We start from the raw sequence: 19661 nt of genomic DNA on the forward strand, positions 1-19661 counted from the left end.
GATACATGTAGAGAGGACTGACACGTGACCAGCTTCGACGGCGAGAGCGCCGCGAACGTGTCCGAGGCACGCATCGCTGCAGCGGACCCGGCGACGGTGATCACCGCCGCGGGGGCCGGCAATCTCGACGAGACCAGCCCGGCCGAGGCCGTGGAGGAGGCGCCGCTGGTTGACGCGCCCGACGACGCGCAGCCCGAGGACGCCGAGACCACCGACGCCGAGACCACCGACGAAGCTCCGGTTGCCGACGAGGACGAGGACCCTGCGGTCGCGCTCAAGAAGGAGCTGCGCCTCAAGCCCGGCGACTGGTATGTCATCCACTCCTACGCCGGTTACGAGAATAAGGTGAAGGCCAACCTCGAGACCCGTGTGCAGAACCTCGACGTCGGCGACTACATCTTCCAGGTCGAGGTGCCCACCGAAGAGGTCACCGAGATCAAGAACGGCCAGCGCAAGCAGGTCAACCGCAAGGTTCTACCCGGTTACATCCTGGTCCGCATGGAGCTCAACGACGAGTCGTGGGGCGCCGTGCGCAACACCCCGGGAGTGACCGGCTTCGTCGGCGCGACGTCGCGGCCCTCGCCGCTCTCGCTCGACGACGTGGTGAAGTTCCTGCTGCCGCCCGCGGCCGCGAAGAAGCCCGGGAAGGCCGCCTCGACGGCCGCGGCGTCCTCCGAGGCGTCGATGGAGCGTCCGGAGATCCTGGTCGACTTCGAGGTCGGCGAGTCGGTCACCGTCATGGACGGACCGTTCGCGACCCTGCCGGCATCGATCAGCGAGGTCAACGCCGAGCAGCAGAAGCTCAAGGTGCTGGTGTCGATCTTCGGCCGCGAGACGCCGGTCGAACTGACCTTCAACCAGGTCGCCAAGATTTAAGCCGGGCTCCTCGGCCGTGAGGACCCCCACGAGATAGAAGAAGGACACGCACAACCATGCCCCCGAAGAAGAAGGTCTCCGGGCTGATCAAGCTGCAGATCCAGGCCGGGCAGGCCAACCCCGCCCCGCCGGTCGGTCCCGCGCTCGGCCAGCACGGCGTCAACATCATGGAGTTCTGCAAGGCGTACAACGCCGCGACCGAGTCGCAGCGCGGCAACGTCATCCCCGTGGAGATCACCGTCTACGAGGACCGCACCTTCACGTTCGCGCTGAAGACGCCGCCCGCAGCGAAGCTGCTGCTCAAGGCCGCCGGCGTGCAGAAGGGCTCCGGTGAGCCGCACAAGACCAAGGTCGCCAAGGTGACCTGGGATCAGGTGCGTGAGATCGCCGAGACCAAGAAAGAAGACCTGAACGCCAACGACATCGATCAGGCCGCCAAGATCATCGCCGGGACCGCCCGGTCGATGGGGATCACCGTCGAGTAAGACGGGGTCTCGTGGAAGGGCTGGCATCGGCCCGCACCACAACTCAGTGACTAGGAGACAACAATGAGCAAGAACAGCAAGGCCTACAAGGAAGCCGCCGAGAAGGTCGACAAGACCCGGCTCTACACGCCGCTGGAGGCCACCAAGCTGGCCAAAGAGACGTCGTCGAAGAAGCAGGACGCCACCGTCGAGGTCGCGATCCGCCTGGGCGTCGATCCCCGCAAAGCCGACCAGATGGTGCGCGGCACCGTCAACCTTCCGCACGGCACCGGTAAGACCGCGCGCGTCGCGGTGTTCGCCGTCGGCGACAAGGCGGAGCAGGCGCTGGCTGCCGGCGCCGACGTGGTCGGCAGCGACGACCTGATCGAGAAGATCCAGGGCGGGTTCCTCGACTTCGACGCCGCGATCGCCACCCCCGACCAGATGGCCAAGGTGGGCCGCATCGCCCGCATCCTCGGCCCCCGCGGCCTGATGCCGAACCCGAAGACGGGCACCGTGACCCCCGACGTCACCAAGGCCGTCAACGACATCAAGGGCGGCAAGATCAACTTCCGCGTGGACAAGCAGGCCAACCTGCACTTCATCATCGGTAAGGCGTCGTTCGACGAGACCAAGCTGGTGGAGAACTACGGCGCCGCGCTGGACGAGATCCTGCGCGCCAAGCCGTCGTCGTCGAAGGGCCGCTACCTGAAGAAGGTCGTCGTGTCGACCACCACCGGTCCCGGCATCCCGGTCGACCCGGCGGTCACCCGCAACTTCACGGAGGAGTAGGCGCCAGCCGAAACGCCGCGAGTCCCCTGCGCCACAGGCGCGGGGGACTCGTTGTTTTGTGAGCTCCTCGACCACCGGTGCCCGGGTGCGCCGCAACCATCGTCCCCCACGAACGACAGGCTGACGGCATCACCCGGAGATCCGAGTTGTCCCCCACATCGAACCCTGATGCGGCGGTCGAGGAGCCCCTTCGGCAAACATAACACCGGCGCCGGGCCAGCGCGCCGGCATCGGGAAAAGGGAGCCGGTTCAGGCGGCCGCAGCACCCGGCTTCAGGTACGTGACGAGGCTGACGTCGAGGGCCTCGTCGACGAAGTAGTACTGGCACCCGGTCAGGTAGCGCATGTAGTCGTTGTACGACTGCTCACCTGCCGCGGCGATGGCCTCGTCCTTGTGGGCCTCCAGACGGCCTGCCCAGATGCCGAGCGTCTTGATGTAGTGATTGCGCAGCGACAACGTCTCCGGGACCGTGAAGCCGGCCTTCTCGCCGTGTTCGACCATCATCTGGGTCGTCGGGATGCGGCCGCCGGGGAAGATCACCTCGCCGATGAACTTCGCGAAGCGCGCCAGCTCGAACGTCAGCTTCTTGCCGCGGGCCTGCAGATCGTACGGGTGGTACCCGCAGCTGCTCTGAATCGTCATCCGGCCGTCGTCGGGCAGGATGTCGTAGCAGGTCTTGAAGTAGTCGTCGTACCGCTCGAAGCCGAAGTGCTCGAAGGCCTCGATGGACACGATCCGATCGACGGGGGAGTGGAACTGCTCCCAGCCCTCGAGACGGACGTCGAACGTGCGCTCGGTGTCGATCTTCGACAGCAGCTGACTGCAATAGGCCTGCTGGTTCTTGCTCAACGTGAGGCCGATGACGTTGACGTCGTACTTCTCCATCGCACGCTGCAGCGTCAGCCCCCAGCCGCAGCCGACCTCGAGCAGTGTCATCCCCGGCTTCAGGTCGAGCCGGTCGAGATGCTGATCGACGTTGGCGATCTGGGCTTCCGACAGCGTCGCGTTGGGGCCGGTGAAGTACGCGCAGCTGTACTTGCGGGTGGGGTCCTGGAACACACCGAAGAAGTCGTCCGACAGGTCGTAGTGCGCCTGGATGTCCTCGAAATGAGGAGTCAGATCCTTCGTGCCGGTGGAGTTGTCAGACATGTCTTTCTACGTCCTCTTGTCGTGGGGCCACTTGTCGAGGGCCCCCGCCCGATGCGACATCGCGATGGTGTTCCGACCGTACCCAAACAGAGCACGGCCTTCCGGTAAACACGCTTCTCGGGCGATCAGCCTAACGGCTGGACGTCTTTCCGGGCCAATCCGCTCAGGGCGCCTTGACCAACGTGAACTGGTTGACGTCGGTGTAGCCCTTGCGGAACGAATCCGCGCACCCGGTGAGGTAGTGCATGTAGCGGTCGTAGACCTCTTCGGACTGCACGGCGATCGCCTCGTCCCTGTGCGCCTCGAGCGCCGCGGACCAGTGGTCGAGGGTGCGCGCGTAGTGCGGCTGAAGCGACTGCTCACGGGTCAGGGTGAAACCCGCCTTGCCGGCATGCTCGCCGACCAGCTCGATCGTCGGCAGATACCCGCCCGGGAAGATCTCGGTGAGGATGAACTTGATGAATCGGGCGACCGAGAACGTCAGCGGGATGCCCCGTTCGATCATCTGCGGGATCGTCAGCGCTGTGATGGTGTGCAGCAGCATCACGCCGTCGTCGGGCAGCACCTTGTAGGCGGTGGTGAAGAAATCGTCCCAGCGGTCCTTGCCGAAGTGCTCGAACGCCCCGATGGAGACGATGCGGTCGACCGGCTGGTCGAAGCTCTCCCAGCCCTCGAGTCGGATCTCCTTGGTGCGGGGGCTGTCCGATGCGGCGAACACACGCTCGACGTGCGCCTTCTGGTTCTCGCTGAGCGTCAGGCCGATCACGTTGACGTCATAGAGTTCGATCGCGCGCATCATCGTGTAACCCCAGCCGCAGCCGACATCGAGCAGCGTCATGCCGGGCTCGAGGCCGAGTTTGCCCAGGGCCAGGTCGACCTTCGCGCGCTGCGCCTCCTCCAGCGTCATGTCGTCGCGCTCGAAATATGCGCAGCTGTACATCTGCGAGGGGTCGAGGAACAGGCGGAAGAACTCGTCGGACAGGTCGTAGTGCGCCTGGACGTCGTCGAAGTGCGGTTTCAAGTTTTTCTTGGCTGTGGCCTTTTTTGTGTCGGCCATGAGGTGGCCTTCCTGAGCAAGCTGCCCGAAGAGGTTCTCCTGAAACGGCGGTCACGCATGCCCGTCAGGAATGGTACGTCGTCTTCCCGGCAGTTCCCTCATCGACCGAATTGACGTTCATGCAGTATCAGTGATCGATCAGCGCGCCTGCGCGAACGTCGTCTTCAGCTCGCCGACGATGTCGTCCCAGAGGGGTTCGGGCAGCTCGTGGCCCATGCCGTCGAACAGCACCAGGCGTGCGCCGGGGATCGCGCGGGCGATCGCGCGACCGCCCGACGGCCGCATCAGCTTGTCGGCCGTGCCATGGATCACGACCGTGGGCACGGTGGTCGATCGGTTGTGATGGCGCAGGCTTCCGCTGCCCAGGATCGCCGAGAACTGCCTGCCGATCCCCGCCGGGTAGTGGGCCCGGTCGTAGCCCTCGATCGCATCGGCGCGCAGGGCGTCGTCGGACCGGGGATAGCCGGGGCTGCCGATGATCTTGCTGACCTTGACCGCGTTGTCGATGATCGCGTCGCGACCGGTGCCGGAGGGCTTGGACAGGATCGCGAGCAACTGCTGTGGGCCCGGCGGTGGGAGAGCGGGTTGATTGTTGCTGGAGAAGATGACACCCAGCGACCGCGTGCGCGCGGGATGCCGCGCGGCGAACACTTGCGCGATCATGCCGCCCATCGACGCTCCGACGACATGCGCGCGGTCGATGTCGAGGTGGTCGGCGAGCGCGGCGGTGTCGTCGGCCATGTCCTCGAGGCGGTAGGGCGCCGGGCTGGCGATCCCGAGGAACGAGCGCGCCATGCTCAGCGGTAGCGAAGCGCTGGACCGCTGTCCGCGCACCTTGCCCGACAGCCCGCAGTCGCGGTTGTCGAAGCGGATCACCCGCAGGCCCTGGTTGACCAGCTTCTCGCAGAACTCGGTCCGCCAGAAGATCATCTGCGCCCCGAGCCCCATGATCAGCAGGACCGCTGGATCGCCGGGGTCACCCATGTCCTCGTAGTGGATGCCGATGTCGCCGGACGGCGCGGTGCCGCTGCGCACCTGCATCAGGCGTCCAGCTGCTGGTCGTGCTCGCGGGACACTTCCACCATGAAGTTGGCGAAGTAGCCCGTCAGCGACGGGTCGCTCATCATCTGCCAGCTCGGCGCCAGCAGCTTCATGTAGCGCTCGACGTAGAGGAACTGCTTCCCGATGAGCACCAGCTCGCGGGGCAGCTTCACGTCGTAGGCCTCGGCCAACGCGGAGAGCTGCTTGCCGATCTCGGCGTAGCTCAGGTCGCCGAGGGAGGTCATCGTCAACGGGGTGGCGAACTTCTCGAGGTCCTTGGCCGCCTGCGCCTCGGGCTTGACGGTGCCGACCGCGCCCATCAGCACGACGATCTTGCCCGCCGCGGCGTGGTCCTTCTTGACCAGCAGCGCATAGACCAGCTCGCGCAGCAGCCAGCGGGTCCGCGGATCGATGCGGCCCATGATGCCGAAATCGAAGAACACGATCTTGCCGTCGTCGTCGACGGAGAGGTTGCCGGCGTGCAGGTCGCCGTGGAACAGCCCGTGCCGCAGACCACCTTCGAAGACGCTGAACAGCAGGGCCTTGACCAGCTCGGTGCCGTCGAACCCCTTCTTGCGGATGGCGGCGACGTCGTCGATACGCACGCCGGAGACCCGTTCCATGGTCAGCACGCGCTCGCTGGTCAGGTCCCAGTAGACCTGCGGCACGCGAATGTTCGTGCCCAGCGGCGAGGCATGCATGTGGGCCACCCAGGCGTCCATCGACTGCGCCTCCAGACGGAAGTCCAGTTCCTCGGCGAGGTTGTCGGCGAAGTCGGCGACGACGTCCTGGGCGGACAGGCGCTGGCCCAGCTTGGCGAACTCGACCAGGCGGGCGCCCCGCTTGAGGATCTGCAGGTCGGCGGCGACGCGGCGGCGGATGCCCGGTCGCTGGATCTTCACGACGACCTCTTCGCCGCTGTGCAGCGTCGCGTAGTGCACCTGTGCGATCGATGCGGAGGCGAACGGCTTCTCGTCGAACGAGGCGAACAGGTTCGACGGGTCGTCGCCCAGCTCCTCCCGGAACAGTTTGTGCACGGCCTCGGAGTCCGCCGGCGGCACCCGGTCGAGAAGGCTGCGGAATTCCCGGCTCAGCGGCTCACCGAAGGCGCCCGGGCTGGACGCGATGATCTGGCCGAACTTGACGTAGGTGGGGCCCAGGTCGGCGAACGCCTGGGGAATCTGCTTCACGATCTTCTGCTGGAGCGAACCGCGGGAGCGAATGGTGGACACGACCCGGGCGCCGGTGCGAGTGACCTGCCAGCCGGTCGCGCCGATGCGCGCTGCCTCGATGGGCAGCGGTACACGGTCGAGCTTGGCTACCTCGCGGTGCTGTGTGTTCCGCGTAGTACTCATCCCTGCAGTGTCTCAAAAGAGCCTGCACGCTCGAAAATTCGTGTGCCCCGGGTCACACCCGCAGGCGAGCCCGTCCCGCCGGCCACCCGTGCCCTGGCCTGCTCGAACTCCGGCATCGCGCCCGAGGCTGCGGACACGCCGTTGATGACCGACCAGACCAGGGCGCGCCGGGCTGTGCGCTCGATGATGTTGGGGTCGCTGTGCTGGATGAGCCCCTTGGCCCAGGACGGCATCGTGTCACGCACCGCCCAGTTCAACGCCGCCTGAGGCAGGGGCAGGTTGGGGCCGGTCGCCATCGCGGTGCCGTAGGTGACCGCGAGCCTGGGCAGGTAGGACTTCAGGCAGTCGAGGGTGTCGGCCTTGGTCGCGGGCAGGTCGGTGCCGCCCAGCGCGTGACCGACGCGCACGAATTCCTCGTAGTAGCGGTCGATCTTCTTGCCGCGCAAAGGGTTCGGGTGATAGAGCTCGTGGGCGGTGGCGATGCCCCAGACGACGGTCGCGTAGTTCCAGCGCAACCACTCGGGATCGTCGGCGTCGTAGCGGGCGCCGTCGGGCCGGGTCCCCTTGATGGTGTGGTGCATCGATGCCACCGTGGTGGCCAGGCGTTCGGCCGTCTCGGTCGAGCCGTACGCCGTACCGATGAAGAACGCGACGGAGTGTCCGAGTCGGGTGAGCGCGCCCTCGGGGTCGATCTGGGGCATCGGATCGTCGCGGGTGTCATCGCGGACCAGTCGGGAGTGGTGCACGCCCATCCAGTAGATGGACGGGTCCAGACGCTCGAGGAACGCCGCGCACTGCAAACCGAAGATCAGCGCGTGGGTGTGCGAGTGCACGTGCCACACGGCGCTGCCGGGGCCGAACCAGCCCGGGTCGCCCGCGGGTGCGGCGAACTGCATCCCCTTGAAGAAGTGCCGTCGCACGTCCTGGTCGAAGCGCCGGTCGAGCACCTGGCCGATGAGCTGGTGCGGCAGGAACATCTCATCCTCCTGGTCACGGGTGTGCCCAGTTTAGCTTCTGGATACGGTTGTGGCCAGATTTGCGGCGGCTTACCCTGATCGGGTGTCGACTCCCACGCGATGGGCGGGCGTTCCGCTGGTCGACCGCCGCGCCGAGCGGCGGGAACTCCTCGTCGACGCCGCCTATCGAATCTTCGGGGAGGGCGGCGAGCAGGCACTGTCCGTGCGGTCCGCATGCCGGGAGAGCGGCTTGAACTCCCGTTACTTCTACGAGAGTTTCGCCGACGTCGACGCCCTGCTCGGCGCGGTGTACGACCGGGTCAGCGCCGAACTGGCCGCCGCGGTCGAGGCGGCGATGGCGTCGGCCGGCGCATCGTTGGCGGCCCGCACCCGGGCCGGAATGGCCGCCGTGCTCGCCTTCAGCTCCAGTGATCCGCGGCGCGGCCGGGTGCTGTTCACCGACGCCCGGGCCAACCCGGTGCTGGCCGCCCGCCGCGTCGCCACCCAGGATCTGCTGCGCGAGGCGGTGCTGTCCGAAGGCTGGCGGCTTCACCCGGGGTCCGATCCGGTGGCCGCCCAGGTGGCGGCCGCGCTCTACACCGGCGCGATGGCCGAGCTGGCCCAGCAGTGGCTGGCCGGCCGCCTGGGTGACGACCTCGACGCCGTCGTCGACCACGCGCTGGCACTGGTGCTGCGCTGAGAATCAGCTCTGCGGCCGCCACCGCTTGATGAAATCGGTCTCGGGCCATTCCTCGTGAGCGGCCATCAACTCGTACATCGTTGCGCCATCGCATGTTTCGCGGATGATGTCGGCGTGGCCGGCGTGCCGGGTCAGCTCCTCGATCAGATGCAGCGCCACCCAGCGCACGCTCCAGAAGTCGACGTCGCCGGGGAACCACGGCACCTCGTGGGGCACGGGGACGGGGGTGTCGAGGTCTTTCTCGGCGAACGCGGCCAGCACGTCGTCGTTGACCGCGCGCAGGGCGTCGAGCAGCCCGGTGAGTGTCTCGTGCTCGCCCATCACGTACTCGTCGGCGTACTCGGCCATCTGCTCCTCGAGTGGCCGCGGGTCCGGCGGCGGAAAGTCGGGGGCGGCGACGACGCGCGCGAGCCAGCCGCGCTGCACACCGGCAGCGTGCTTGATCAAACCGCCGATCGACAGCGCGCTCGCCGACGGGGTCGCGCGGGCCTGATCGTCGGTCAGGCCGTGCGCCACCGCGAAGAAGGCGTTCTGATTGAACCTGAGGAACTCGATCAGCGTCTGTCGTTCGGTGTCGGCGGGCGGGGGCAGTCCGGGCATCTCACTTCTCCTTGTCTCGTGCGTGCAGGGTGTGTGCGTAAAGGTCACGGATGCAGGCGATTTCAGCACCGTGGTGGATCATCTCCCGGTTGATGTGGAGCACCAGCGTCATCATCGAACGCTCGGCATAGGGACCTTCGGCCGGTCCGCAGGGCCGCGCCAGTGCCTCGGCGTCGAGCGTGCGGACACCGCGCAGCCACCGCTCGTACTCCTCGTCGAGTTGAGCGAGTGCCGCTGCGGCGTCGGTGGCATAGGGCCATGACGAGTAGTCGGCAGGCGGTCCGCTGAAGTGGGCATGGCTGCGGGTGGCCAGCACGCCGACGATCAGGTGCGCCATCCGCCACCCGATCGTGGTGAACGGTTCTGGCTGCGGAGGCGGGAACGCGAAGTCGACGCGCCCGTCGCGGTGCACCGTCCAGCAGTCATGGACCGGCTGCCAGAAGTACTCGTCGTCGGTGAGCCCGGCCAGTCGCGGCCGCAGCTGCGACCGCCAATGCAGATCCAGTTGGTCGATCAGTTCGTCGGTGACGTCCATGACGCAAGCGTCGCATCCATTCAGGACAGTTTCGGTCCGCAATCTCTGACAGGCTGACGGGGTGTCCGAGACGACGAGCCGCGTGCTGACGCTGCTCGGTCTGTTGCAGTCACGGCGGGTCTGGACGGGGGAGGAGCTCGCCACTCGGCTGGGGGTCACCACCCGCAGCGTGCGTCGCGATGTCGAGCGGCTGCGCGACCTCGGCTATCCCGTCGCCGCCAGCCGGGGACACGGCGGCGGTTACCAGCTGGGCGCAGGGGCGGCGCTTCCGCCGCTGCTTCTGGATCCCGACGAGGCCGTCGCGATGGCGGTCTGCCTTCGGCTCGCGGCCGGGGGCAGCGTCGCGGGCGTGGGCGAATCGGCCCTGCGGGCCCTCAGCAAGCTCGATCAAGTGATGCCGCGGCGGCTGCGGTCCCAGGTCTCGGCCGTCCACGAGGCCACGGTCACGCTGACGTCGGGCGCCCCGGAGTCCGTCGTCGAACCCGATGTGTTGATGACGCTCGCCCGGGCCAGCCGAGACCGCGAACACGTCACCGCCGGCTACGTGGACCGGGACGGCGCCGCGACTCGGCGTCGTCTCGAGCCTTATCAGCTGGTGACCACCGGTCGGCGCTGGTATCTGCTCGCCTACGACCGCGACCGGGAGGATTGGCGGAGCCTGCGGCTGGACCGGATGTCCGACGTCGCGGCGGTCGGCAGCACGTTCGTCGGGCGGGAGGCTCCCGACGCGGCCGCCTACGTGCGCCGGTCCATCAGCACGTCGCCCTATCGGTACGTGGCCCGCGTCCGCTATCACGCTCCCGTCGGCGCCGTCGCCCCGTACTTCCCGGCCGGCTCGGTGGACATCGAACCCGACGGACCCGACGCGACCATCGTCACCGCAGGCGCCGACGATCCGAGCCACCTTGTTCCGTGGCTCGCGAGGGTCGACGCCGACCTCGAGATCCTGGAGTCTCCGGAGTTGGCCGACGCGATGGTGGCGATGGCGGAGCGGATGCGACGTGCCACGGGAGAATGACCGGATGCTCACGCTCGCCCTTGATGTCGGTGGCACGAAGCTGGCGGTCGGCCTGGTCGACGACTCCGGCGCGCTGCGGCACCGCGCCGAGGCGCCGACCCCGCGCGCCGATGCCGAGACCATCTGGGCCGTCGCCCAGGCCCTGCTCGTCGATGCGCTGGCCGCCGCCGGCGGCACGGTGGACGCGGCCGGCATCTCGTCGGCCGGCCCGATCGACGTCCCCGCCGGCACGGTGAGTCCGATCAACATCGTTGGCTGGCAAGCCTTTCCGATCGTGGCTCGTGTTCACGAGCTCACCGGCGCGCCCGCGCGTCTCGGCGGCGACGGGTTGTGCATGGCGCTGGGGGAGCAGTGGCGCGGTGCGGCCAAGGGGGCACGGTTCCTGCTCGGCATGGTCGTCTCGACCGGAGTGGGCGGCGGACTCGTCCTCGACGGCGCCCCGTTCCACGGACGGACGGGTAACGCCGGCCATGTCGGCCACGTCGTGGTGGAACCCGACGGGGCGCCGTGCACGTGCGGCGGGCACGGGTGTGTGGAGACGGTCGCCGCCGGACCGTGGCTGGCGCGGTGGGCCCGCGAGCACGGCTGGCAGGCCCCGCCCGAGGCCGGCGCCAGGGAACTCGCCGAGGACGCGCGGCGGGGCGACCCCCTGGCGCTGCAGACGTTCGGCCGCGGCGCCGACGCGCTGGCCCGCATGATCGCGTCTGTCGGGGCGACCTGCGACCTGGACCGTGTGGTCATCGGTGGTGGCGTGGCCGGCGCCGGAGACCTGCTCTTCGACCCGCTGCGGGCGGCGCTGAGGCGCTATGCGGGCTTGAGTTTCCTGCGCGGCCTGCAGGTGGCACCGGCCCTCCTCGGTGGTGACGCCGGGCTGATCGGTGCGGCGGCCCTCGGCCGTTTTGGCTGATCGGGGCGCGGCAGGCTATTCTGGCTGGCGTTCCACCGAAGACCGTCGGTCACCAGTCACATGGTTGAAGGTCCGGGTTCCACCCGGCGGCCCACGCAGGAGGACGAGGCACGTACCTCAGTTGTGTGCGCCCCGACCTGTCTGTGTCGGGGCGTTCGTCATTTCACGACCTTCCTCTTGCGCCCGGCCCGCGCTCCTCGATGGGACATCCGTACACCCACCACGAGGAGGCATGCATGGCCAAGGCTGAAAAGGCCACCGCGGTCGCCGACATCGCCGAGCAGTTCAAGGAGGCGACGGCGACGCTCGTCACCGAATACCGCGGACTGACGGTCGCCAACCTCGCGCAGCTGCGCCGCTCGCTCGGCGACTCCGCCACCTACACCGTTGCCAAGAACACCTTGGTCAAGCGTGCGGCGGCAGAGGCCGGCATCGAAGGTCTCGACGAACTGTTCGCCGGTCCCACCGCGATCGCGTTCGTCACAGGTGAGGCCGTCGACGCCGCCAAAGCGATCAAGACCTTCGCCAAGGACAACAAGGCGCTGGTCATCAAGGGCGGCTACATGGACGGCCGCGCGCTGTCCGTCGACGAGGTCAACCGCATCGCGGACCTCGAGTCGCGCGAGGTGCTGCTGGCCAAGCTGGCCGGCGCGATGAAGGGCAACCTGACCAAGGCCGCCGGGCTGTTCAACGCTCCGGCGTCGCAGGTCGCACGTCTGGCTGCCGCACTGCAGGAAAAGAAGGCCGCCGAGGAAGCTGCGTAGCAGCGCTCCGGCACACCCCCACCGACATCAAGAAGTAACGAAGGAAGGACCATCATGGCCAAGCTGTCCACTGAAGAGCTGCTCGACGCGTTCAAGGAGCTCACCCTGCTCGAGCTGAGCGAGTTCGTGAAGGCGTTCGAGGAGACCTTCGAGGTCACCGCTGCGGCGCCCGTCGCCGTCGCCGCTGCCGGCCCCGCCGGCGGTGCGCCCGCCGAGGCCGCCGAGGAGCAGTCGGAGTTCGACGTCATCCTCGAGGGTGCCGGCGACAAGAAGATCGGCGTCATCAAGGTCGTCCGCGAGATCGTCTCCGGCCTGGGCCTGAAGGAAGCCAAGGATCTCGTCGACAGCGCGCCCAAGCCGCTGCTCGAGAAGGTCACCAAGGAGGCCGCCGAGGACGCCAAGGCCAAGCTCGAGGCCGCCGGCGCGTCGGTGTCCGTCAAGTAAGACACATCACGGAGCCGTCGCAACTGACGGTGACGTCAGTCGTGGGGCTGGTCTGGCAAACAGACCAGCCCCACGCTGCGTTCGGGCCCGGTCCGGCTTCGTGGCGTGGGCGGGTAGGTTACAGTGACTCAAGCCACAGGCGGGGAATCAGTGGCGAGCAGATGCTGAATTGGCGAGAGGAATTCGCGTGGGTATCGGTATCCAGATCGAGGGATTGACGAAGTCCTTCGGGTCTCAGCGAATCTGGGAAGACGTCACGTTCGATCTGCCCGCCGGCGAGGTGAGCGTGCTGCTGGGCCCGTCGGGTACCGGCAAGTCGGTGTTCTTGAAGTCGCTGATCGGGCTGCTGCGGCCCGAGCGCGGCAAGATCATCGTCGACGGCACGAACATCATCGAGTGCTCGGCCAAGGAGCTCTACGAGATCCGCACGCTGTTCGGCGTGATGTTCCAGGACGGCGCGCTGTTCGGCTCGATGAGCCTGTACGACAACACGGCGTTCCCGCTTCGTGAGCACACGAAGAAGAAGGAATCCGAGATCCGTCAGATCGTGATGGAGAAGTTGGACCTCGTGGGTCTGGGCGGGGACGAGAACAAGTTCCCGGGGGAGATCTCCGGTGGTATGCGCAAGCGCGCCGGTTTGGCGCGCTCGTTGGTGCTGGACCCGCAGATCATTCTCTGCGACGAGCCGGACTCGGGTCTGGACCCTGTGCGTACGGCGTACCTGTCGCAGTTGCTCATCGACATCAACGCGCAGATCGACTGCACGATCCTGATCGTGACCCACAACATCAACATCGCTCGCACCGTGCCCGACAACATGGGCATGTTGTTCCGCAAGCACCTGGTGATGTTCGGTCCGCGTGAGGTGCTGCTGACCAGTGACGAGCCGGTGGTCAAGCAGTTCCTCAACGGTCGCCGCATCGGTCCGATCGGTATGTCCGAGGAAAAGGACGAGTCGACGATGGCCGAGGAGCAGGCCATGATCGACGCCGGTCACCACGATGGTGGTGTCGAGGAGATCGAGGGTGTGCCGCCGCAGGTGATGGCGACCCCGGGTATGCCCGAGCGCAAGGCGGTGGGACGTCGTCAGGCGCGGGTTCGCGAGATCATGCACACCCTGCCCCCGGCCGCCCAGGAAGCGATCCGCGACGACCTCGAAGGCACGCACAAGTACCCCGTTCGTGATTACGACGGCGACCGTTCGTCGCGTCGTGACGAGGACGATGCGCCGACCGGTCGCATCCCTGTCGGCGGCGAGAACCGCTGAGTCCGCGCCCGCGCTGCGGGCGCCCCTTCCTCCTGGTCTGAGCTGCTTCGTCGTGCCCTGAACCAGGCCTACGCGGCGCCGTGGTTGGCGCATGTCAACTTTTCACCCGTCGTTCTCTTGCGGGGTCGTCACTGTGGCTATACAGTTTGCCAGAATCACGTTTGCGTGCGGAAAACCGCACTTGAGGCATGAAAACGTGGTTTCTCAGTGCTTTCTGAAACAGGAGAATAATGGTCGACCGCTATCGGGTCTGGGTTGGGGCAGGCGTATTAGCGGGGGGAATGTCAGCTGCAATGCTGACGACTGCAGGTGTTGCGGTGGCCGACGACGGGACGTCGTCGGGCACCGGCACCCAGGCATCATCGAACGCCGGCGGTGATGCGAAGCCGGCGAACACCGCGCGGGATCGCAAGCTGGGTGGAAAGCCGCGCCACGCCCGCACGTCGGAGTCCAAGAAAACGGAGTCCACGGAAACCGAATCCAAGGAAACCGAATCCAAGGAAACGGAGTCCGACAAGTCCGCACCGGACAAGCCCGAGAAGACCACCGCCCCCGAGGTGACGAGCCCGGAGGCGGCCGACCCGGCGGCTGAGGAAGCGGAGACCGGCAAGCCGGAACGCAAGCCCCTGCGGGACCTGTTCGGCGGTGGGAAGCACCGCGCGCCAGAGCCTGAGGCGGCGCCCGAGGCGGAGGTCGCCGCCGAGTCCGCCGTCGAGTCCGCCGTCGAGCCCGTGGTGGCGCCTGCCCCGGCCGAGGCCGTTGCTGAGCCGCAGCGTCGCGTCCGACCCAGCACGTTCGCCACCGGCGTCGAGACCGATCTGGGAGCGCCGGACGGCGCCATGGTGATGCGCATCGCCGCCGCCGACGCGCCGCCGGTGCAGACGCAGCCGACACTGCTGGACGTCCTCAACACCATCGGCAAGAAGTTCTACGACTTCTACACCGACACCATGCAGTTCTTCGCCGGTCCGGTCCGCGCACCCTTCGGCAGCAGTGTGCGAGTGGAATCCTCGACGCTGACCATCGGCGGTCACAAGGACGTCCCCGCCGACTGGTACTTCCCCGACACCGACACCCCCGCCGGACTGATCTACCTGCAGCACGGTTTCCTGGCCAACGCCTCGTTCTACAGTGCGACCGCGGCCTACCTGGCAGAGAAGACCGACAGCATCGTCGTGGTGCCGTCGCTGACGTGGAACCCGTTCGACGTCGAGAACTACCCGCTCGAATGGCCCAGCACCGGTCGGGCGATCGCGGCCCTGTTCGCCGGTGACCGTGCAGCGCTGACCGCCAGCGCCCGCGCCGCCGGGTACGACGGCGTGTTGCCGACCAAGGTGGTCCTCGCCGGGCACTCGGCCGGTGGCGGTCTGGTGGCGATGGTCGGCAGATACATGGTCGAGACGGGCAACGCCGACGATCTCGCCGGGTTGATCATGTTCGACGGGGTCGGCACGCTCAGCTTCATGGGTCAGGACATCGCCGCGATCCCGACGTCGATCCCGGTGTACAACATCGCGGCCGGCCCCAGCTCCTGGAACTGGTACGGCGACACGAACCGCAAGCTGCGCTCCGTCCGGCCGGGCATGTTCACCGGCGTCACCTTCCGGGACGGGTCGCATGCCGACGGGATGCAGACCACCGCGCCGATCGTGCAGTACTTCGCCTACCTCGCGATGGGGCACTCGTCGCCGCTGGATGTGCTGGCGAACAAGGTGCTCGCCGCGGGCTGGATCAACGACATGCTCGACGGCACCCACACCGACCGGCTCTACGACAGCGACGCCTCGGCGTGGAGCGTCGTGACCGGCTGGTGGTGGGATCAGCTGACCTCGTCGTCGACCCGGCGCGTCCGCACGGTCACGCTCTGATGCGGGAATTACCCCCAAACACCGCGTTGTCTCTTGACGGAAGGGCGAAACCGGGCCAATCTATTGCCCAGCATGTTTGCACGGGATGAGGACGCCAGCCAGCGACCGCGCCTCCATAGCATGCGGTCTGTGGTGCGATGTTGAGGAATAGCCCGTCCTGCGCTATCGTTGGACGTTGCGCTGGCTGCATCCTGCCCACCTCATCCGCACCGCCCACGTAGTCGAAGCCTGAGCCCTGCTCAGCGATCTAGACGCGTGCCGTGCGCCGGAGGCGGCTCGTGGAGCCAGCCGAACCGACGCAGAATCGCGGCACGACGGTCCGGTGTCCACCGGTACTACGGTCGCATGAGGTGCTGGAAGGATGCATCTTGGCAGGGTCCCGCCAGATCGAGTCAGTAACCAACAACTCCGTTCCCGGAGCACCAAACAGGATTTCTTTCGCGAAACTCCGTGAGCCCCTCGAGGTTCCCGGGCTTCTCGACGTCCAAACCGAGTCGTTCGAATGGCTGGTCGGCGCCGAGGACTGGTTCCAGCGCGCCGTCGATCGCGGCGACGTAGACCCCAAGGGTGGTCTGCAGGAGGTCCTCGAGGAGCTGTCCCCGATCGAGGACTTCTCGGGTTCGATGTCGCTGTCCTTCTCCGATCCGCGCTTCGACGAGGTCAAGGCACCCGTCGACGAGTGCAAAGACAAGGACATGACGTACGCGGCGCCGCTGTTCGTCACCGCCGAGTTCATCAACAACAACACCGGCGAGATCAAGAGCCAGACGGTGTTCATGGGTGACTTCCCGATGATGACGGAGAAGGGCACCTTCATCATCAACGGCACCGAGCGTGTCGTGGTGAGCCAGCTGGTCCGCTCGCCGGGTGTGTACTTCGACGAGACGATCGACAAGTCCACCGAGAAGACGCTGCACAGCGTCAAGGTGATCCCCGGCCGCGGTGCGTGGCTGGAGTTCGACGTCGACAAGCGCGACACCGTCGGCGTCCGCATCGACCGCAAGCGCCGCCAGCCCGTCACCGTGCTCCTCAAGGCACTGGGCTGGACCAACGAGCAGATCACCGAGCGCTTCGGCTTCTCCGAGATCATGATGGGCACGCTGGAGAAGGACAACACCGCAGGCACCGACGAGGCGCTGCTCGACATCTACCGCAAGTTGCGGCCGGGCGAGCCCCCGACCAAGGAGTCGGCGCAGACCCTGCTGGAGAACCTGTTCTTCAAGGAGAAGCGCTACGACCTGGCCCGCGTGGGTCGCTACAAGGTGAACAAGAAGCTGGGGCTGAACGCCGGCCAGCCGATCACCAGCTCGACGCTGACCGAAGAGGACGTCGTCGCCACCATCGAGTACCTGGTCCGTCTGCACGACGGCCAGACCACGATGACGGTGCCCGGCGGTGTCGAGGTGCCGGTCGAGGTCGACGACATCGACCACTTCGGCAACCGTCGCCTGCGCACCGTCGGCGAGCTGATCCAGAACCAGATCCGGGTCGGCCTCTCGCGGATGGAGCGTGTCGTGCGTGAGCGCATGACCACCCAGGATGTCGAGGCGATCACGCCGCAGACCCTGATCAACATCCGTCCCGTCGTGGCGGCGATCAAGGAGTTCTTCGGCACGTCGCAGCTGAGCCAGTTCATGGACCAGAACAACCCGCTGTCGGGTCTGACCCACAAGCGCCGCCTGTCGGCGCTGGGCCCCGGCGGTCTGTCCCGTGAGCGCGCCGGCCTCGAGGTCCGCGACGTGCACTCCAGCCACTACGGCCGCATGTGCCCGATCGAGACCCCGGAAGGCCCGAACATCGGCCTGATCGGTTCGCTATCGGTGTACGCGCGGGTCAACCCGTTCGGTTTCATCGAGACCCCGTACCGCAAGGTCATCGACGGCAAGGTCTCCGACCAGATCGACTACCTGACCGCCGACGAGGAGGACCGCCACGTCGTGGCGCAGGCCAACTCGCCGCTTGACGGTGAGGGGCGCTTCGAAGAGGAGCGCGTGCTCGTCCGACGCAAGGGCGGGGAGGTCGAGTTCGTCTCGGCCGCCGAGGTCGACTACATGGACGTCTCGCCGCGCCAGATGGTGTCGGTCGCGACCGCGATGATCCCGTTCCTCGAGCACGACGACGCCAACCGTGCCCTGATGGGTGCCAACATGCAGCGCCAGGCCGTTCCGCTGGTCCGCAGCGAGGCCCCGCTGGTCGGCACCGGTATGGAGCTGCGCGCCGCGATCGATGCCGGCGACGTCATCGTCGCCGACAAGGCGGGCGTCATCGAAGAGGTGTCGGCGGACTACATCACCGTGATGGCCGACGACGGCTCCCGGCACACCTACCGGATGCGCAAGTTCGCCCGCTCCAACCACGGCACGTGCGCCAACCAGCGCCCGATCGTGGACGCCGGGCAGCGTGTCGAGGCGGGCCAGGTGCTCGCCGACGGTCCGTGCACCGAGAACGGTGAGATGGCGCTGGGCAAGAACCTGCTCGTCGCCGTCATGCCGTGGGAGGGGCACAACTACGAGGACGCGATCATCCTCTCCAACCGTCTGGTCGAAGAGGACGTGCTGACCTCGATCCACATTGAGGAGCACGAGATCGATGCCCGCGACACCAAGCTGGGCGCCGAGGAGATCACCCGGGACATCCCGAACGTCTCCGATGAGGTGCTGGCCGATCTCGACGAGCGCGGCATCATCCGCATCGGCGCCGAGGTCCGCGACGGCGACATCCTGGTCGGCAAGGTCACCCCGAAGGGCGAGACCGAGCTGACCCCCGAGGAGCGCCTGCTGCGTGCCATCTTCGGTGAGAAGGCCCGCGAGGTCCGCGACACGTCGCTCAAGGTGCCCCACGGTGAGTCCGGCAAGGTCATCGGCATCCGCGTGTTCTCCCGTGAGGACGACGACGAGCTGCCGGCCGGTGTCAACGAGCTGGTCCGCGTCTACGTGGCCCAGAAGCGCAAGATCTCCGACGGCGACAAGCTCGCCGGACGCCACGGCAACAAGGGCGTCATCGGCAAGATCCTGCCCGTCGAGGACATGCCGTTCCTTCCGGACGGCACCCCGGTCGACATCATCCTGAACACCCACGGTGTGCCGCGTCGTATGAACATCGGTCAGATCCTGGAGACCCACCTCGGGTGGGTCGCCAAGGCCGGCTGGAACATCGAGGGCAGCCCCGAGTGGGCCGCGAACCTGCCGGAGGACCTGAAGTCGGCCCCCGCCGACAGCATCGTCGCCACCCCGGTGTTCGACGGTGCCCGCGAGGGTGAGCTGGAGGGTCTGCTCGGTGCGACGCTGCCCAACCGCGACGGTGACGTCATGGTCAACGCCGAGGGCAAGGCGACGTTGTTCGACGGCCGCAGTGGTGAACCGTTCCCGTACCCGGTGACGGTCGGCTACATGTACATCCTGAAGCTGCACCACCTGGTCGACGACAAGATCCACGCCCGCTCGACCGGTCCGTACTCGATGATCACTCAGCAGCCGCTCGGTGGTAAGGCGCAGTTCGGTGGTCAGCGCTTCGGTGAGATGGAGTGCTGGGCCATGCAGGCCTACGGTGCGGCGTACACGCTGCAGGAGCTGCTCACCATCAAGTCCGACGACACGGTGGGCCGCGTCAAGGTCTACGAGGCGATCGTCAAGGGCGAGAACATCCCGGAGCCCGGTATCCCGGAATCTTTCAAGGTGCTTCTCAAGGAGCTGCAGTCGCTCTGCCTCAACGTCGAGGTCCTGTCTTCGGACGGGGCGGCGATCGAAATGCGCGACGGCGACGACGAGGATCTGGAACGCGCTGCGGCCAACCTCGGAATCAACCTGTCCCGCAACGAATCCGCTTCAGTCGAAGACCTCGCCTGATCTCGCCCAGTAGTCACGTTTCT

18 protein-coding genes are annotated in these 19661 nt (G+C 67.1%); 11 read left to right on the plus strand and 7 right to left on the minus strand.

Annotation, left to right across the window (positions count from 1 at the left end; genetic code table 11):
• Positions 1-24: 24 nt before the first annotated feature.
• The 3 genes from nusG to rplA all read left to right on the plus strand — a co-directional run bounded on the left by nusG (position 25) and on the right by rplA (position 2132).
• Positions 25-876, plus strand: coding sequence for a transcription termination/antitermination protein NusG (nusG, locus tag MHN84_RS13655; protein ID WP_374238365.1), 852 nt, complete (start codon positions 25-27; stop codon positions 874-876).
• A gap of 56 nt (positions 877-932) precedes the next feature.
• Complete coding sequence (rplK, locus tag MHN84_RS13660) at positions 933-1361, plus strand: 50S ribosomal protein L11 (RefSeq protein WP_046361080.1); 429 nt, start codon at positions 933-935, stop codon at positions 1359-1361.
• Positions 1362-1424: 63 nt separating this feature from the next.
• Positions 1425-2132, plus strand: coding sequence for a 50S ribosomal protein L1 (gene rplA / locus MHN84_RS13665; RefSeq protein WP_241205088.1), 708 nt, complete (start codon positions 1425-1427; stop codon positions 2130-2132).
• 249 nt (positions 2133-2381) lie between these two features.
• Here the strand turns inward: rplA and MHN84_RS13670 are convergent, their stop codons facing one another.
• The 5 genes from MHN84_RS13670 to MHN84_RS13690 form a co-directional block, all read right to left on the minus strand.
• Complete coding sequence (locus MHN84_RS13670) at positions 2382-3281, minus strand: cyclopropane mycolic acid synthase family methyltransferase (protein ID WP_241205089.1); 900 nt, start codon at positions 3279-3281, stop codon at positions 2382-2384.
• 163 nt (positions 3282-3444) lie between these two features.
• Entirely contained in the window at positions 3445-4338 is an 894-nt protein-coding gene (locus MHN84_RS13675) for a cyclopropane mycolic acid synthase family methyltransferase (RefSeq protein ID WP_241205090.1), read from the minus strand.
• A 138-nt stretch (positions 4339-4476) separates the two neighbouring features.
• Positions 4477-5379, minus strand: a complete 903-nt coding sequence (locus MHN84_RS13680; protein WP_241205091.1) for an alpha/beta fold hydrolase — start codon at positions 5377-5379, stop codon at positions 4477-4479.
• Positions 5379-6734 carry an AarF/ABC1/UbiB kinase family protein gene (locus tag MHN84_RS13685; protein WP_241205092.1) on the minus strand — a complete coding sequence of 452 codons (1356 nt, stop codon included), beginning with the start codon at positions 6732-6734 and terminating at the stop codon, positions 5379-5381. The genes MHN84_RS13680 and MHN84_RS13685 overlap by 1 nt, the downstream gene beginning before the upstream one ends.
• Positions 6731-7711 carry an oxygenase MpaB family protein gene (locus MHN84_RS13690; RefSeq protein ID WP_241205093.1) on the minus strand — a complete coding sequence of 327 codons (981 nt, stop codon included), beginning with the start codon at positions 7709-7711 and terminating at the stop codon, positions 6731-6733. Before MHN84_RS13690 ends, MHN84_RS13685 begins: the two co-directional genes overlap by 4 nt.
• An 82-nt stretch (positions 7712-7793) precedes the next feature.
• On the opposite strand from MHN84_RS13690, the gene MHN84_RS13695 reads away from it, so the two are divergent.
• Complete coding sequence (locus tag MHN84_RS13695) at positions 7794-8390, plus strand: TetR/AcrR family transcriptional regulator (RefSeq protein ID WP_241205094.1); 597 nt, start codon at positions 7794-7796, stop codon at positions 8388-8390.
• Between the two features lie 3 nt (positions 8391-8393).
• On the opposite strand, the gene MHN84_RS13700 is transcribed toward MHN84_RS13695, so the two are convergent.
• On the minus strand, positions 8394-8990 hold the full coding sequence (locus MHN84_RS13700) for a DinB family protein (protein ID WP_241205095.1): 597 nt from the start codon (positions 8988-8990) through the stop codon (positions 8394-8396).
• A gap of 1 nt (position 8991) precedes the next feature.
• Positions 8992-9525 carry a DinB family protein gene (locus tag MHN84_RS13705; RefSeq protein WP_241205096.1) on the minus strand — a complete coding sequence of 178 codons (534 nt, stop codon included), beginning with the start codon at positions 9523-9525 and terminating at the stop codon, positions 8992-8994.
• 61 nt (positions 9526-9586) lie between these two features.
• Here MHN84_RS13705 and MHN84_RS13710 point away from each other — a divergent pair, with 61 nt between their 5' ends.
• From MHN84_RS13710 to MHN84_RS13740, 7 genes are all read left to right on the plus strand, one after another.
• Positions 9587-10543, plus strand: a complete 957-nt coding sequence (locus MHN84_RS13710; RefSeq protein ID WP_241205097.1) for a YafY family protein — start codon at positions 9587-9589, stop codon at positions 10541-10543.
• A 4-nt stretch (positions 10544-10547) separates the two neighbouring features.
• Positions 10548-11450 (plus strand): ROK family protein, encoded by a 903-nt coding sequence (locus MHN84_RS13715; protein ID WP_241205164.1) that lies wholly within the window; start codon positions 10548-10550, stop codon positions 11448-11450.
• Between the two features lie 236 nt (positions 11451-11686).
• On the plus strand, positions 11687-12214 hold the full coding sequence (rplJ, locus tag MHN84_RS13720; protein WP_221358156.1) for a 50S ribosomal protein L10: 528 nt from the start codon (positions 11687-11689) through the stop codon (positions 12212-12214).
• 54 nt (positions 12215-12268) lie between these two features.
• Positions 12269-12658, plus strand: a complete 390-nt coding sequence (gene rplL, locus MHN84_RS13725; RefSeq protein ID WP_221358155.1) for a 50S ribosomal protein L7/L12 — start codon at positions 12269-12271, stop codon at positions 12656-12658.
• A gap of 187 nt (positions 12659-12845) precedes the next feature.
• Positions 12846-13925 carry an ABC transporter ATP-binding protein gene (locus MHN84_RS13730; protein WP_241205098.1) on the plus strand — a complete coding sequence of 360 codons (1080 nt, stop codon included), beginning with the start codon at positions 12846-12848 and terminating at the stop codon, positions 13923-13925.
• 293 nt (positions 13926-14218) lie between these two features.
• On the plus strand, positions 14219-15793 hold the full coding sequence (locus tag MHN84_RS13735) for an alpha/beta hydrolase (RefSeq protein WP_241205099.1): 1575 nt from the start codon (positions 14219-14221) through the stop codon (positions 15791-15793).
• A gap of 350 nt (positions 15794-16143) precedes the next feature.
• Entirely contained in the window at positions 16144-19638 is a 3495-nt protein-coding gene (locus MHN84_RS13740; protein ID WP_241205100.1) for a DNA-directed RNA polymerase subunit beta, read from the plus strand.
• The last annotated feature ends 23 nt before the right edge of the window (positions 19639-19661 follow it).

The organism is Mycobacterium sp. PSTR-4-N, from assembly GCF_022348085.1.
In the GTDB taxonomy this organism is placed as follows: Bacteria; Actinomycetota; Actinomycetes; order Mycobacteriales; family Mycobacteriaceae; genus Mycobacterium.